Here is a 13338-nt window from a genome sequence, read left to right on the forward strand (position 1 = left end):
AGTAATCTGCGGCAATCTGTCACGGAATGCAGAATCTCTAGCTATGAAAGTCTCAATCGTTGGTGCTTCGGGTTATACGGGAGGAGAACTTCTGCGGATACTTCTCCACCATCCGTATGTGGAGATCACTCAGGTCACTTCGGAATCCCACACTGGAGAATATGTCTATCAGACGCATCCAAATCTCCGGAGACAGACCACTCTCAAGTACACATCACCGGATCAACTGAAATCCTGCGACATTCTCTTTCTGGCACTGCCTCACGGTGAAGCGCAGAAGAACATCGAACATTTTGCTTCTCTGGCCTTAAAGGTTATCGACCTCTCGGCCGATTTCCGGCTGCGACATCTGAGCCTTTATGAAAAATTGTACGGGGCTCATCAGGCTCCCTCATGGCTGGACCGGTTCGTCTACGGGCTCCCTGAACTCCACCGCGAGGAGATCCGTGAAGCGCGTTACATCAGCAGCGTCGGCTGCAACGCCGCTGCGAGCATCCTCGCTCTGCTCCCATCCGTGCGAGCGGATCTCATTGACCGGAATAAACCGATTATCGTAGATATAAAGGTCGGATCGAGCGAAGGAGGAAACAGTCCGAGTCCGGGTTCTCATCACCCGGAACGGGCCGGAGCGATACGGACATACTCTCTCACAGGGCATCGGCATGCCGCGGAAGTGGAGCAGGAGCTTCAACTCGATTACGTTCATCTGACCGTCACATCGGTAGGCGTCGTTCGGGGAGTCCTCGCGGCAGCACATATCTTTCTGAAGGACCGCCTTACCGATAAAGAGCTGTGGAAAATCTATCGTTCCGTATTCCATGAGGAACCTTTCGTTCGCATCGTGAAGGAGCGAACGGGCATTCACCGGGTACCCGAACCAAAGATCCTTGCGGGATCGAATTACGCCGACTTAGGATTCGAACTCGACACGGAAACAGGCCGCATGGTCTGCCTCTGCGCGATCGATAATTTGATGAAAGGGGCGGCGGGAACTGCCGTCCAGTGCATGAATCTCATGTGCGGATTTGAGGAGAGGGCCGGGCTGGAATTCCCTGGCCTTCATCCCATTTAGAGGAGTTTCCTGATTCTTGAGGTTAGTATTCCCCGCCTGCGAGCCCGGATTGGTCGCTGCAAAGGCCGTGGATCGAAGGGGAAAGAGTTCCAGATCCTGTACCGCATAAGTTCAATGCTTCTGAAAGTTGCAATTATTGAGGAACGAAAATTGAGAGAACTCCTCAACAGGATATCCTATAAAGGAGGATGAGAAGAAGTGACGGAAGGGGTGATCGTCATCAAGGTGGGTGGTTCGCAGGGGATCGATCTCGATTTCGTCTGCGATGATCTTGCTTCGTTGTGGAAGGCAGGGATGCACCTTGTTCTCATACATGGAGCGGGAAGAGAAGCCGATGAACTCGGCAGTAGACTCGGTCATCCCTCACAGCATCTGACTTCCACGCAAGGCTTCACCTGGCGCCGTACCGACCGCAACACTCTGGAGATCTTCGCCATGGCTTCAGTGGGCAAGGTGAACATTCTCCTCGTCGAACGGTTACAGCGGCTCGGCGTGAATGCCATGGGCTTGAGCGGGCTCAGTGGAAGACTGATGGAGGGAACGCGCAAGGAGACGGTACGCATCATCGAAAATGGAAGGCAACGCATCCTCCGGGATGATTACACCGGGCGCGTCGAAAGGGTGAACGGCGCTTTGCTGCTTGCGCTTTTGAATATGAAATACCTTCCCGTCATCGCGCCGGTTGGAATCAGCTATCGGGGAGAAGCAATGAACGTGGATGGGGATCGTGCGGCAGCAGTGATCGCCGGAACGTTACATGCGGAGAAGCTTGTGATCCTGACGAACGTCCCTGGCCTGATGAGAAATTTTCCGGATGAATCTTCTCTAATAGCACGTATCGAAAAACGGAACCTCACAGATTCCATCTCCTTCGCGGAAGGAAGAATGAAGAAGAAAGTTCTGGGAGCATCCGAAGCTCTCGACCTGGGTGTCAAACAGGTCATCTTTGCCGATGGACGTATCGAACACCCAATCCAGCGTGCACTCGAAGGCAGAGGCACCATCATCGAGTAATATGAAAACTGAAGAGATCATCGGCCTGGAATCAAAATTTGCAAGTGGAGTTTATTCCAAGAGACCCATCGCCATAGTTCGCGGAGAGGGAGCCCGTCTCTGGGACAGTGAAGGACGAGAGTACATCGATTGTGTTGGAGGCCAGGGAAGCGCCAACGTCGGCCATGCGAATCCTGAAGTGATCCAGGCTGTTAAAGATCAGATTGCCCGATTAACTGTGGCAACAGAGCTCTTCTTCAACGATCAAAGGGCAGCGCTTATGGATCGGCTTGTGAGGATCGCTCCTTTGGGGATCAACCGGATCTTCTTATGCAATTCCGGCGCAGAAGCTGTCGAAGGTGCCATCAAGATCGCCCGCTACCACACAAAACGAACGGAGATCATCGCAATGATGAGAGGTTTTCATGGCCGCACCATGGGAGCTCTTTCCGCAACATGGGATCCTAAGTATCGCGAGCCCTTCGAACCTCTCGTGCCGGACTTCAGACACATCCCCTTCAACAATCTTGATAGAGCAGAGAAGCTGATAGGTGAAAAGACGGCAGCAGTTCTTACAGAGGTCGTTCAAGGAGAAGGGGGCGTTCGCCCCGTTTATATGGATTTCATCCATGGGATTGAGAAACTCTGCCGGGAGCGGGGTGCCCTTCTGATTATCGATGAAGTGCAGACGGGGTTCGGCAGGACCGGAAAGATGTTTGCCCTGGAGCACTTCAACATCTCGCCTGATCTTGTATCGGTTGCCAAATCTCTCGCGGGTGGGCTGCCCATGGGAGCCGTGCTGATCAGCGACCAGATTCGGCCGCTGGAACCACAGATGCACGGAACCACGTTCGGTGGGAACCCCGTCCTCTGTGCCGCAGCCAGGGCGGCGCTGAATTTCATCATTCGCAGGAATCTCCCGGAACAGGCCGCGGTGCTTGGAAGATTCATGCTCGACCGGCTGGCGCGCATAAGATCTCCGCTCATCCGGGAAATAAGAGGCATGGGGCTGATGATAGGAATCGAGCTGAAAATGAAGGTGACTCCCATACTTCAGGCTTTGATGGACAATGGAGTGCTTGCGCTTCCTGCAGGTCCGAATGTCCTGCGCCTGCTGCCCCCGCTCGTCATAGAGAGAAGGGACCTGGAGATCGTAGCCGCTAAACTGGAAGAAGTTCTCCCCAAAACAGGAAGTCCAGTAGTTGAGGAGAATCGTCATGAATGAAGTGGAACTCCTTGATGGTCTTCTGAGAATCTACAGCCCCTCTCAAAATGAGGAAGAGGCAGTTGGATACCTTGTGGCTCAGATGCAAGAGGCAGGATTTGATGCCTTCCGAGATGATGCAGGAAATGCCACCGGCATCCTTGGGCATGGGAGCCGTGAGTTCGTTCTTCTGAGCCATATCGACACTGTCGCCGGCTTCATCGAGGTCAGGCGGGAAGGTGACCGGCTGCACGGCCGGGGAGCGGTCGATGCGAAAGGCCCACTCTGCGCTTTCATCGGCGCCGCTGCCCGGGCAGGTTACCGCGAGGGATGGAAGATCATCGTCATCGGAGCCGTGGAGGAGGAATATCCAACATCAAAAGGAGCTCATTTTGCAGGAACACAATATAAACCCGATTTCTGCATCATCGGAGAGCCGGGAGGATGGGATTGCCTGACCATGGGATACAGGGGAAGCCTGTTGTTCGACTATACACTCAGGAAGATGACATCGCACAGCGCTGCTCTGATCCAACCACCCTGCGAGGAAGCTGTTACATTCTGGCAACGGCTTAAAAGATACACTCTCGATGTCAACTCAGACAAAAGCCGTCATTTTGATCAGCTGCAACCTGTATTGCTGGAAATGAGATCAGAAGCGGATGGTTTCCAGGAAGGGGCGATGCTTCGCATCAATGTTCGCCTTCCGCTTCAAACAGACATTCAGAAACTAAAAGATAAGGTGAAGAAACTTGCAGACGGCGCGGATATTTCCTTCCTTGCGGAAACAGCTTCTTTCCGCGCCGATAAGAACAACGACCTCGTGCGCGCGTTTCTTTCGGCGATAAGATCCAGCGGCGGGAGTCCCCGCTTCAAACTAAAAACTGGAACATCGGACATGAACATCCTAGGTCCTATCTGGAATTGCCCGATCGTGACATATGGTCCTGGCGACTCGCGCCTCGACCACACTTCTTCCGAATCCATCGACCTCCACGACTTTAAAAGATCCATCGCCATCCTGACCGAAGTCCTCGAAAAACTCACGCAATGACGAAATGTGTAAGCCCTAAAAGTTAAATTATTCAAACTGCATTAACGGAATCATCATATTTAACATAGATTTAACATGCCCTTCATGTTTTGTTAATTCTCCGCCTTTATATTAGCTTATGAAAAATGAGAAAAGCTTTGAATAAAGAAGGAGGCAAAATGAAAGCAAAAGGAACATGGTTACTTTTCCTGATGATGCTAATCGCAGCGTTTCTTGCATTTCCAGCAAATCTAAAGGGAGAAGATCTTCCTGAGGATAGTCTGCATGGTGAGGAGCTGCAGGGTGAGAATCAGCCGGAAAAGAATACGACACAGGAAGAGATTGCAGAGGTCAAAGATGAGATCAAAGGGCTTTCGGAAACTCTTTCCGAAATCAAGACCGATGTGGAGAAGATGAAGAAGATCAAGATCTCGGGATACATCCAGGCCCAGTACGAGAACCACCAGGAATCGGAAGAAGGGCTTGACAGTAAGGGAAAACCGGCCAACTACGATAATTTCCTCATCAGGAGAGGTCGAGTGAAAGTGGAATTCGACGCCACGAAGAAATCCAAGTATGTTCTTCAGATCGACGCGGCAAAGGATAAGGTTACCCTCAAGGACGCTTACGTCGAGCTCAAAGCCGCCGATTACTTCAAACTGACGTTCGGTCAGTTCAAGTGGCCTTTCGGATATGAGATCCTTCAGTCCTCTTCCCAAAGAGAGATGCCGGAAAGGGCAAAGGTCATCAGAGAGCTTTTCCCGGGAGAAAGGGACAGAGGGATCAAGTTCTCCGGAGAGATTAAGAAGTTCGACTATCAGATCGGGCTCTTCAACGGAACAGGGGTTGAGGATAAAACCTTCACCTGGCAAGACCCGGACAACAACAAGGATGTCGTCGCGAGGTTAGGCGCGGACTTCGGGAAGATACGATTTGGATTATCTGGATATTCCGGAGAGGAACTTGTCGTCGGCAGAGCCGCCACGCCGGGAAGCACAACCTGGTACGATGCGGATCATGACGGAAGTATAGATGAGGGAGAATACAAGACGATCGACCCGAAACCTGCAACACCCGACATTGAGTACGACAAGGAGAGATACGGCACTGATATCCAGTGGTATTTCGAGATTCCGCGCGCCGGAGGCGGCACATTCAAAGCCGAGTACATCCAGGGGAAGAACAGGGGCAAGGATGTCGAGGGGTGGTATGCCCTCTTTGTCCAGAACTTAGGCAAGAGAAACGCCTTCGCCTTCCGGGTGGACAACTGGGATCCTGATACCAACCTCGATGATGATGAACTTATGACATACATACCCGCATGGCTCTTCTACTGGGATGCGAATCTGAAGCTTACCTTCGCCTATGAGATGCCGAGGGAAAAAGAGGGATTCAAGGTTGACAATAACGTTTTCACCTTCAGAATTCAGTACAAATTCTGATGACAGACGCTCTAATTTATGTTAACAAAAATCATTAGGAGGCAAAAAATGTTTAACTTAAGAAGCATATTTATGGTAACGGCAGCCATCCTTCTTGCGGCTGTGCTGTTACTCTTGAGCGGAAGTGCCGTCCATGCAGCCAAGAATGTAATCACAATGAAAGGTTCTGACACTATGGTCATCCTGGCGCAGCGGTGGGCAGAAATATATATGGATAATCATCCTGATATCACGCTCCAGGTGACAGGAGGAGGCTCGGGAACGGGAATCGCCGCCCTCATCAACGGCACGACCGACATCTGCAACGCCTCTCGGCCGATGAAGGATAGTGAGAAGAAGAAGCTCCGGGATCGCTTTTACACTACCGGTGTGGAGATCTCCGTTGCCAAAGACGGGATCGCTATTTACCTGAATGCGAGCAACCCGGTTGCCGAGCTTTCCCTCCAGCAACTCCGCGATATCTTCACCGGAAGAATCACCAACTGGAAGGATATCGGGGGTGAGAACGCAAAGATCATTCTCTACTCGAGGGAAAGCAATTCTGGAACTTACGTCTTCTTCAAGGATAACGTCCTTAAAGGGGAGGATTACCATGCCGGCGCCCAGACTCTGCCTGGAACAGCAGCCATCGTCAATGCCATTTCAAGGGACATGCACGGTATAGGATACGGTGGAGTCGCCTACGCCAAAGGGGTCAAGTTCTGCAGGGTGAAGAAAGACGCATCGAGCCAGGGGTATGAGCCGAACCTCGAAACAGTCAGCTCCGGGAACTATCCAATCAGCCGCGACCTCTACTTCTATCTAAGGAATAAGCCATCAGGAATCATCAAGAACTTTGTGGATTGGGCACTATCTCCCGAGGGGCAGAAGATCGTCACGGAAGTAGGCTATTTTCCTGTTCATTAATATCGCGCATCATCTTAAAAATCTTTTAAGATGTCAGATAGATAAGTACAGTTAATGGTTGATGCAGCTACAGTTCTATTATAATGAGCGTCAATTCAGGGGGATGAGGATGGAAAAGAAAGTCATGAAAAGAGCGAAAGAAGTTTTCCTTTTCAGGAGAAAGTTAGTTGAATTCTTCATCGAGAAGGGGATCGCAGTCGTCTCCATGACGGCCATTTTTGCCATCATCCTCATTTTCGTCTTCACCTTCAAGGAGACCATTCCCCTTCTCTATGACCGAGAAGCGCGCAAGGAAGTCAGCCTCGAAAACCTATTCATCAACAAGATCTGGCAGCCCGTTTCAGAAAAGCCAAAATACAGCATGCTCCCGCTTCTCACAGGAACGTTTAAAATCTCGCTGATAGCGCTCATCGTCTCGTCGCCTATCGCAATCCTCGCCGCCATCTTCACCTCCCAGTTCGCCAGGGGATTCTACAGGGAAGCCATCAAGCCTTTCATCGAGATCCTTGCCGGGCTTCCTTCCGTGGTCATCGGCTTCTTCGCGCTGACTGCTCTTGCAAGCCTTGTCCAGGATCTGACCGGCTCCACGTACAGATTGAACGCCTTCGTGGGAGGAGTGGGGGTCTCCTTTGCCATGATTCCCATCATCTTCACAATCGCCGAGGATGCCATCAACTCCGTTCCGAGGGCAATGAAAGATGCCAGTCTGGCCCTCGGCGCCAGACCCTACCAGACGATCCTGAGGGTTATCCTTCCGGCAGCCTTTCCCGGTATTGCTGCATCAATCCTTCTCGGCTTCGGCAGAGCCGTTGGAGAAACGATGATATGCCTCATGGCAACCGGGAATGCAGCCATTATCTCCCTGAATCCCTTCGACTCCACAAGAACTCTATCAGCCACAATTGGAGCGGAAATGGCCGAAGTGGTCTTCGGTGGCCCCCATTACCGGGTCCTCTTCCTGATCGGCTCTATACTCTTTATCATAACCTTTGGCCTTAATTTTCTTTCCTCTTTCTATATCGCCAGACTTAGCAAAAAACTTAAAGGGAAATAACAGATGGTCCAGGGAAAATCGATAGATATCACCGTCAAGATCCTGACAGGGTTTTGCTTTCTCATCATTGCCGCTATCATCATCGTCGTCATGAGTAACATCATCACAGGGGGGTGGGCTCAATTGAGCTGGGAGTTCATCTTTCAACCTCCCAGAAAGGGAATGACTGCAGGAGGAATCTTCCCCGCCATCTTCGGCACATTCGCACTCGTCCTGATAATGACCATTTTCGTTCTTCCCATAGGAATCATAACAGCCATCTTCATGAACGAGTATTCCTCGGGGTTTCCCCGGCTTAGCGGCGTCATCAGGGTAGCCGTCAATAACCTGTCAGGAGTCCCTTCCATCGTCTTCGGGTTGTTCGGACTGGGCTTTTTTGTCCAGTTCGTCGGATGGGGTGCGGACTGGATCCTGGGGCATGAGATGAAGTGGAGCCAGCCATGTCTCCTGTGGGCTTCCATGACGATGGCTCTCCTCACCCTGCCGGTCGTCATCGTCTCCACCGAGGAAGCGCTGAGGAGCATTCCAAAGGAACACAGGGAGGGAAGCTTAGCGCTTGGCTCTACGAAGTGGCAGATGATACGCCACATAGTCATTCCGCAGGCCCTGCCAGGGATTTTGACAGGAGCGATCCTTAGCGTCAGCCGCGGAGCAGGAGAGGTCACCCCTATCCTCTTCACGGGAGCCGCCTATTTTCTTCCCAGGCTTCCCTCTTCCTTGAGCGATCAGTTCATGGAGCTCGGTTACCACATCTACATCATGTCCACACAGTCCGTTGACGTTGATGCCACACTCCCCATTCAGTATGCGACGACGCTCATCCTGCTCTTGTTGACATTTACTCTGAACTTCAGCGCTATTTTTCTTAGAGCCCATATCAGAAGGAAGAGAGGCGCGTTAAAATAAGAAAACCGATGATAGACAAAGAAAGAATTAAGATCGAAACGAAATCTCTCAATGTATACTACAGGAACTTCCGCGCGGTTAAGAACGTCAGCGTTCTGATTCCCGAGAAGAAGATAACGGCTCTCATCGGTCCCTCAGGCTGTGGGAAGTCCACTTTCATCAGGACGCTCAACCGAATGGTCGAAGTGATTCCTGAGACTCAGGTGGAAGGAGAGGTTCTCCTGGATGGCGAAAACATATACGGAAACGGGATCGACGTTCCTTCCTTGAGAAGACGGGTGGGAATGGTCTTTCAATCGTTCAATCCATTCCCCAAATCGATTTTCGAGAACGTCGCCTACGGGTTGAGGATATCCGGAGAGAGAGACTACAAGATCCTCAGCAGTGTCGTGGAGGAGACATTGAAGAAAGCGGCTCTCTGGGAGGAAGTCCACGACAAACTGGATCATTCCGCCCTCGCCCTATCCGGCGGGCAGCAGCAGAGGCTTTGCATCGCCCGGGCCCTCGCCGTCGAACCGGAAGTTCTTCTGCTTGACGAGCCATGTTCCGCACTGGACCCCATCGCCACGGCGAAGATCGAGGAATTGCTAAATTCTCTGAAGAAGGGGTACACGATCGTCATAGTGACACACAATATGCAGCAAGCGGCAAGAATCTCGGATTACTCTGGCTTTTTCCTTCTCGGGGAACTCATTGAATTCAACGAGACACCGATCATCTTCACGACACCAAGGGATAAACGCACGGAGGATTACATTACAGGAAGATTCGGATGATGCTCGATAAATTAGAAACTAAAGATCGAGGAGAAGAATGGACAGACACTTTGAAGAGGATCTGAAGGAGTTAAGAGAAAGAGTCCTTTATATGGGAGGGCTTGCCGAAACGATGATACACCAGAGCATCTACGCTCTGAGCATGAGGAAAGAGGAGCTATGCAGTGATGTCTTTGTCCATGAGGAGAAGGTCAACGATCTCCACATTGAGATCGATGACAGGAGTCTGAAGCTGATAGCCCTTCATCAGCCCGTGGCTCACGATCTGCGATTCCTCATCGCCGCCATCAAGATTGGAAGCGAGCTGGAACGTATTGGGGACCAGGCGGTCAATATCGCAGAGAATACCATCATTCTTCTGAAATATCCGCCCCTGAAGCCTCTCATCGATATCCCAAGGATGGCCGATACCGCCAAAGGGATGGTCAAGGATTCCTTGGAATCCTACGTGAAGGGAGACCCCATTCTGGCAAGGAACGTCATCCTCAGGGACAACGACGTGGATGGCTTGAAGGACCAGCTCTTCCGGGAGCTTCTCACTTATATGATCTCCGATCCCTCCACTATTGCGACGGCCCTTCCCCTTATTCTCATATCCAGGAATCTGGAGAGGATTGCCGATCACGCCACCAATATCTCCGAGGATGTTATCTACATGATCGCCGGGAAAGACATCCGCCACCACGCCGAAGAAAAGAAAAGCGATCCTCCAGGCTTCTCACCGGCTTCTTCATAATTCTCTTCAATAGCATTCTGCCCTTCCCTGTATTTGCGGAAGAAATGGTCAAGGCCAAGCAGATCTTCTACAGTATAGAGGGGGTGAAGAGCACTAAACCCACGTCATTATTGAATCGATGCCCGAAAATCCCCAAAAGGTAGTGCCAAGGTCTTTTTGAATTTATGTGTCTATTTGAAATTACAGAACTTAATTTTTTCGACTGTAGAAGATCAGTTAAAGTTTGTCTGTCCAATTCAAGTAATGTCAGAAATGTTGAACAGGGCCTTGAAGTCCGGGTTGTTTCGAATCGACTGGAAAGCAGGAAATATGAGGGGAAAGAAAAAGTCAGGGTACCCTGAATCGAGGGCCCTTTTGAGCGTTTCAATAGCTTTCGTATCTTCACCGAGCAGCGCATAGACTTCAGCCAGATTCGCGAGCGTCTGCGGATCCTTTATTTCCATCGAAAGAGCCCTGCTCAGATGCGATTTCGCTTCTTCCATCCTTCCTCCAACGATCTCAAGCTGTGCCATGATGAGAAAATTCCCGCTTGTGAATGGAGTTTTGCCAACCTTCTTCAGGAGAATTTCTTCTCCTTCAGCGGCGATCTTTTTAGCTCCCTCAATATCACCGGATTGATTCATGGCGAAGGCAAGATCGAAGCCGCTCTTTGCAGGTTGTCCTGCGAACTTTCCGCTGAGAGTAAGTTCGTGCATATTCTGATACAGAGGAACAGCTTCCTTTGCGGAGCCGGTTGCTAGCAGCAGATGCGCAAGGTTTGGGAGGGCATAAGGATGTTGGGGTTCAATCTTCCATGCTTTTCTGTAATCCTCGATGGCTTCAGAGAATCTTCCCTGCGCCACCAGACTCCAGCCATGCATGGTCAGGAAATGAGACATCTGTGGATCCAGTTCAAGCAGGCGGCTTGCCGCTTCTTCAGAAGCCTTTGGATCTTTCATCCACTGCATGTATGTGAAATAGAGATTAAAAAGAGGAAGACTGTTGTGTGGCGCCCGTTCAATCGCTTTTTTGAACATCGTTACACTCTCCTCCAGCCTGCCGAGGCTCCTCAGAATCAGTCCTGCATTATTGTATGCAGTGAAAATGTCAGGATAGAGCTCGTTAATCATACGGTATTCCGCAAGCGCCCCATCGAGGTCTTCATCAACAAATTGCTTATTGGCAGCTCTGATCATGAGATATTCCTGCTGGGGAATTCCCTCGGCATCAAGTAAAGCCTGGCGCAACATCTCCTTCCCTTTTTCCTTCTGATTGAGGAACTGAATGAGTACCAGTCCGAGAGATCCCCGTGCCGTGGGAAAGTGCGGATCTTTCTCAAGAGCCAGCTCAAAAAATTTTGCTGCTTCAGATAATTTCCCTTCATGCCACTTTGTCTGCCCCAGTGTCAGATATCTCAGCGCTTCCCACGAAGAAGTGGTCACTTTGACGACAGGAATGTCTGCCTCCTGAATCGAATCGATCGTCTCACCGAGTCGGGAACGGACCTTTCGTGCCAGATCGTCAACCGCGTGAAGGAGGACTTCTTCCTTTCCCCGAGCGGTGACGCGGATCCTGTCTACATATCGCTTCCGAATAGGATCCATCAGGATCGCCTGTAATTCATAAGCATCGCCGGCGGATATGATCTTCGGCAGTATCAAAGCCCGAACTCCTGCAAAACGGCATATGTCACTTCCCAGCTCTTCGTCTATTGGAGCAGATGAATCCTTTCGCATGTAACGAAGCGTCTCCGCAACCTGGCCTTTATCGAAGATGCTCGCATAGGATGACTGCTGCAGGTCAGCCTCAATGGCTGTTCTCAGCGCAAGATCGAACACAGAATCTCCTGTCCTGTTTTCAACATCGGCAATGAGGAGTTTGTCGTTCTTATTGAACGATAGGCCAGGCTGGATTGACAGCCAGACGATCACTGCAGCAGCGATGACGAGGATAGCCGCAACAGTTCCAACGAGAATTTTATCGAGAGTGCTCTGAAAGAAATGTTTTTTTGTAACGAGAGGAATGCCGGGAAAGATCTTTGAATTGAAATCCATTAGGGCTTTAAGCAACTCTGCAGTCGAAGCAAATCTCTTTGCTGGATCCTTCGCCAGGCATCTATTGATGATATCCTCGAACTCAAGAGGCGCATCAGGGATGAAATGCTGAAGAGGCAGGAGTTTGTCATTCAAAATGGAATGGATAATCGCCTGCTCATGATCACCTCTGAAAGGAAGCTTGCCGGTGACCATTTCATAGAGGACAACCCCGAATGACCAGATGTCAGTCCTCTGATCCACCATTTCCCGCGGAGCTGCTCTGTAGACATATAAGCTGCGGTTCCCATGACAGTTCCTGTGCGTGTCATCTTTGCGCGGCTTGCGAGTTTCGCCAATCCAAAATCAACGATCTTTACAAGGTTGTCCTCGGTGATGAGAAGATTCGCCGGTTTGATATCCCTGTGAATGATTCCCTGTTCGTGAGCCTTGTTCAACCCTTGCGCTATTTGAATGGCTAAATGAATGGCTTCTTTCAGGTCAAGAGGTTTTCTCCTGATCTTTTCTTTCAGGCTTTCGCCTCTGTAGCAAGTCATAGCGATATACATCTGGCCTTTCTCCAGTTCGTCTATCTCGTGTATTGTGCAGATGTTGGGATGATCGAGGCCTGATGCAGCCTGGGCTTCGATGATGAACCGTTCCCGCGCTTCCGCATCACTTGTCAGTTCCGGGGGCAGGAATTTGAGTGCGACTGTGCGTTTGAGCTTTGTGTCCTCCGCCTCATAGACAATCCCCATCCCTCCTTTCCCCAGCTCCCGGATGATACGGTACCTGCCGACGAAAAGTGCTCCTGAACTCTGCCCATTCAGAAGCAATCGGGCCGTCATTTTTTGAGTGAAATCCTGTTCATTGCCTGGATGGAGGGGAGTTCGGCATTTCGTGCAGAAGAATGCACTTTCCGGATTATCGAATTGACATTGAGGGCATCTCATTATTCAGGCCCCCTGATAATCATGCTCGGCGACTTTTGCATAACATCTTACTCGTATGACAATGCAAGGTCAATACATCATTACCCGAGCCAGGAGCTAAGTGGGAAGGGTAGATCTTTTACCTTAGCCCGCTCTCTTGATAGGGACGGCACGAGGGTACCGATTCGTTTCCAGGTCGCAGGAAAAACTCTTCTCCTGCTGTTGCCGGATGAAGTAGAGAAAGAAAATCATTCTTCCCACCGGCTATGGAA

General features: G+C 50.7%; 11 protein-coding genes and 1 pseudogene. 10 read left to right on the plus strand and 2 right to left on the minus strand.

Annotation, left to right across the window (positions count from 1 at the left end; genetic code table 11):
- Window positions 1-43: 43 nt before the first annotated feature.
- The 10 genes from argC to phoU all read left to right on the plus strand — a co-directional run bounded on the left by argC (window position 44) and on the right by phoU (window position 10122).
- On the plus strand, window positions 44-1072 hold the full coding sequence (argC, locus tag AB1756_08755) for an N-acetyl-gamma-glutamyl-phosphate reductase (GenBank protein MEW5807419.1): 1029 nt from the start codon (window positions 44-46) through the stop codon (window positions 1070-1072).
- A gap of 210 nt (window positions 1073-1282) precedes the next feature.
- Window positions 1283-2086 carry a [LysW]-aminoadipate kinase gene (locus tag AB1756_08760; protein ID MEW5807420.1) on the plus strand — a complete coding sequence of 268 codons (804 nt, stop codon included), beginning with the start codon at window positions 1283-1285 and terminating at the stop codon, window positions 2084-2086.
- On the plus strand, window positions 2025-3290 hold the full coding sequence (locus tag AB1756_08765; protein ID MEW5807421.1) for an aspartate aminotransferase family protein: 1266 nt from the start codon (window positions 2025-2027) through the stop codon (window positions 3288-3290). Before AB1756_08760 ends, AB1756_08765 begins: the two co-directional genes overlap by 62 nt.
- Complete coding sequence (locus AB1756_08770) at window positions 3283-4323, plus strand: [LysW]-lysine hydrolase (protein MEW5807422.1); 1041 nt, start codon at window positions 3283-3285, stop codon at window positions 4321-4323. Before AB1756_08765 ends, AB1756_08770 begins: the two co-directional genes overlap by 8 nt.
- 158 nt (window positions 4324-4481) lie before the next feature.
- Entirely contained in the window at window positions 4482-5744 is a 1263-nt protein-coding gene (locus AB1756_08775; GenBank protein ID MEW5807423.1) for a porin, read from the plus strand.
- A 48-nt stretch (window positions 5745-5792) separates the two neighbouring features.
- The gene (locus tag AB1756_08780; GenBank protein MEW5807424.1) at window positions 5793-6650 is read left to right on the plus strand and encodes a phosphate ABC transporter substrate-binding protein; all 858 of its coding nucleotides are present in this window, start codon (window positions 5793-5795) and stop codon (window positions 6648-6650) included.
- A 109-nt stretch (window positions 6651-6759) separates the two neighbouring features.
- On the plus strand, window positions 6760-7704 hold the full coding sequence (gene pstC, locus AB1756_08785; GenBank protein ID MEW5807425.1) for a phosphate ABC transporter permease subunit PstC: 945 nt from the start codon (window positions 6760-6762) through the stop codon (window positions 7702-7704).
- A gap of 3 nt (window positions 7705-7707) precedes the next feature.
- Entirely contained in the window at window positions 7708-8610 is a 903-nt protein-coding gene (pstA, locus tag AB1756_08790) for a phosphate ABC transporter permease PstA (GenBank protein MEW5807426.1), read from the plus strand.
- 8 nt (window positions 8611-8618) lie between these two features.
- Window positions 8619-9386, plus strand: coding sequence for a phosphate ABC transporter ATP-binding protein PstB (gene pstB / locus AB1756_08795; protein MEW5807427.1), 768 nt, complete (start codon window positions 8619-8621; stop codon window positions 9384-9386).
- 37 nt (window positions 9387-9423) lie between these two features.
- Entirely contained in the window at window positions 9424-10122 is a 699-nt protein-coding gene (gene phoU, locus AB1756_08800) for a phosphate signaling complex protein PhoU (GenBank protein ID MEW5807428.1), read from the plus strand.
- Between the two features lie 236 nt (window positions 10123-10358).
- Here phoU and AB1756_08805 read toward each other — a convergent pair whose 3' ends face one another.
- Complete coding sequence (locus tag AB1756_08805; GenBank protein ID MEW5807429.1) at window positions 10359-12155, minus strand: tetratricopeptide repeat protein; 1797 nt, start codon at window positions 12153-12155, stop codon at window positions 10359-10361.
- Window positions 12156-12239: 84 nt separating this feature from the next.
- Window positions 12240-13087: pseudogene (locus AB1756_08810) on the minus strand (serine/threonine-protein kinase).
- Window positions 13088-13338 lie beyond the last annotated feature (251 nt).

The organism is Acidobacteriota bacterium, from assembly GCA_040752675.1.
GTDB lineage: Bacteria > Acidobacteriota > Polarisedimenticolia > JBFMGF01 > JBFMGF01 > JBFMGF01.

What these genes read in the sequence shown, in the direction of transcription:
- pstB (MEW5807427.1), top strand. Translation starts at nt 8,619, where the DNA reads ATGATAGACAAAGAAAGAATTAAGATCGAAACGAAATCTCTCAATGTA.
- AB1756_08775 (MEW5807423.1), top strand. Translation starts at nt 4,482, where the DNA reads ATGAAAGCAAAAGGAACATGGTTACTTTTCCTGATGATGCTAATCGCA.
- phoU (MEW5807428.1), top strand. Translation starts at nt 9,424, where the DNA reads ATGGACAGACACTTTGAAGAGGATCTGAAGGAGTTAAGAGAAAGAGTC.
- AB1756_08765 (MEW5807421.1), top strand. Translation starts at nt 2,025, where the DNA reads ATGGACGTATCGAACACCCAATCCAGCGTGCACTCGAAGGCAGAGGCA.
- pstC (MEW5807425.1), top strand. Translation starts at nt 6,760, where the DNA reads ATGGAAAAGAAAGTCATGAAAAGAGCGAAAGAAGTTTTCCTTTTCAGG.
- AB1756_08770 (MEW5807422.1), top strand. Translation starts at nt 3,283, where the DNA reads ATGAATGAAGTGGAACTCCTTGATGGTCTTCTGAGAATCTACAGCCCC.
- pstA (MEW5807426.1), top strand. Translation starts at nt 7,708, where the DNA reads ATGGTCCAGGGAAAATCGATAGATATCACCGTCAAGATCCTGACAGGG.
- AB1756_08805 (MEW5807429.1), bottom strand. Translation starts at nt 12,155, where the DNA reads ATGGATTTCAATTCAAAGATCTTTCCCGGCATTCCTCTCGTTACAAAA.
- AB1756_08780 (MEW5807424.1), top strand. Translation starts at nt 5,793, where the DNA reads ATGTTTAACTTAAGAAGCATATTTATGGTAACGGCAGCCATCCTTCTT.
- argC (MEW5807419.1), top strand. Translation starts at nt 44, where the DNA reads ATGAAAGTCTCAATCGTTGGTGCTTCGGGTTATACGGGAGGAGAACTT.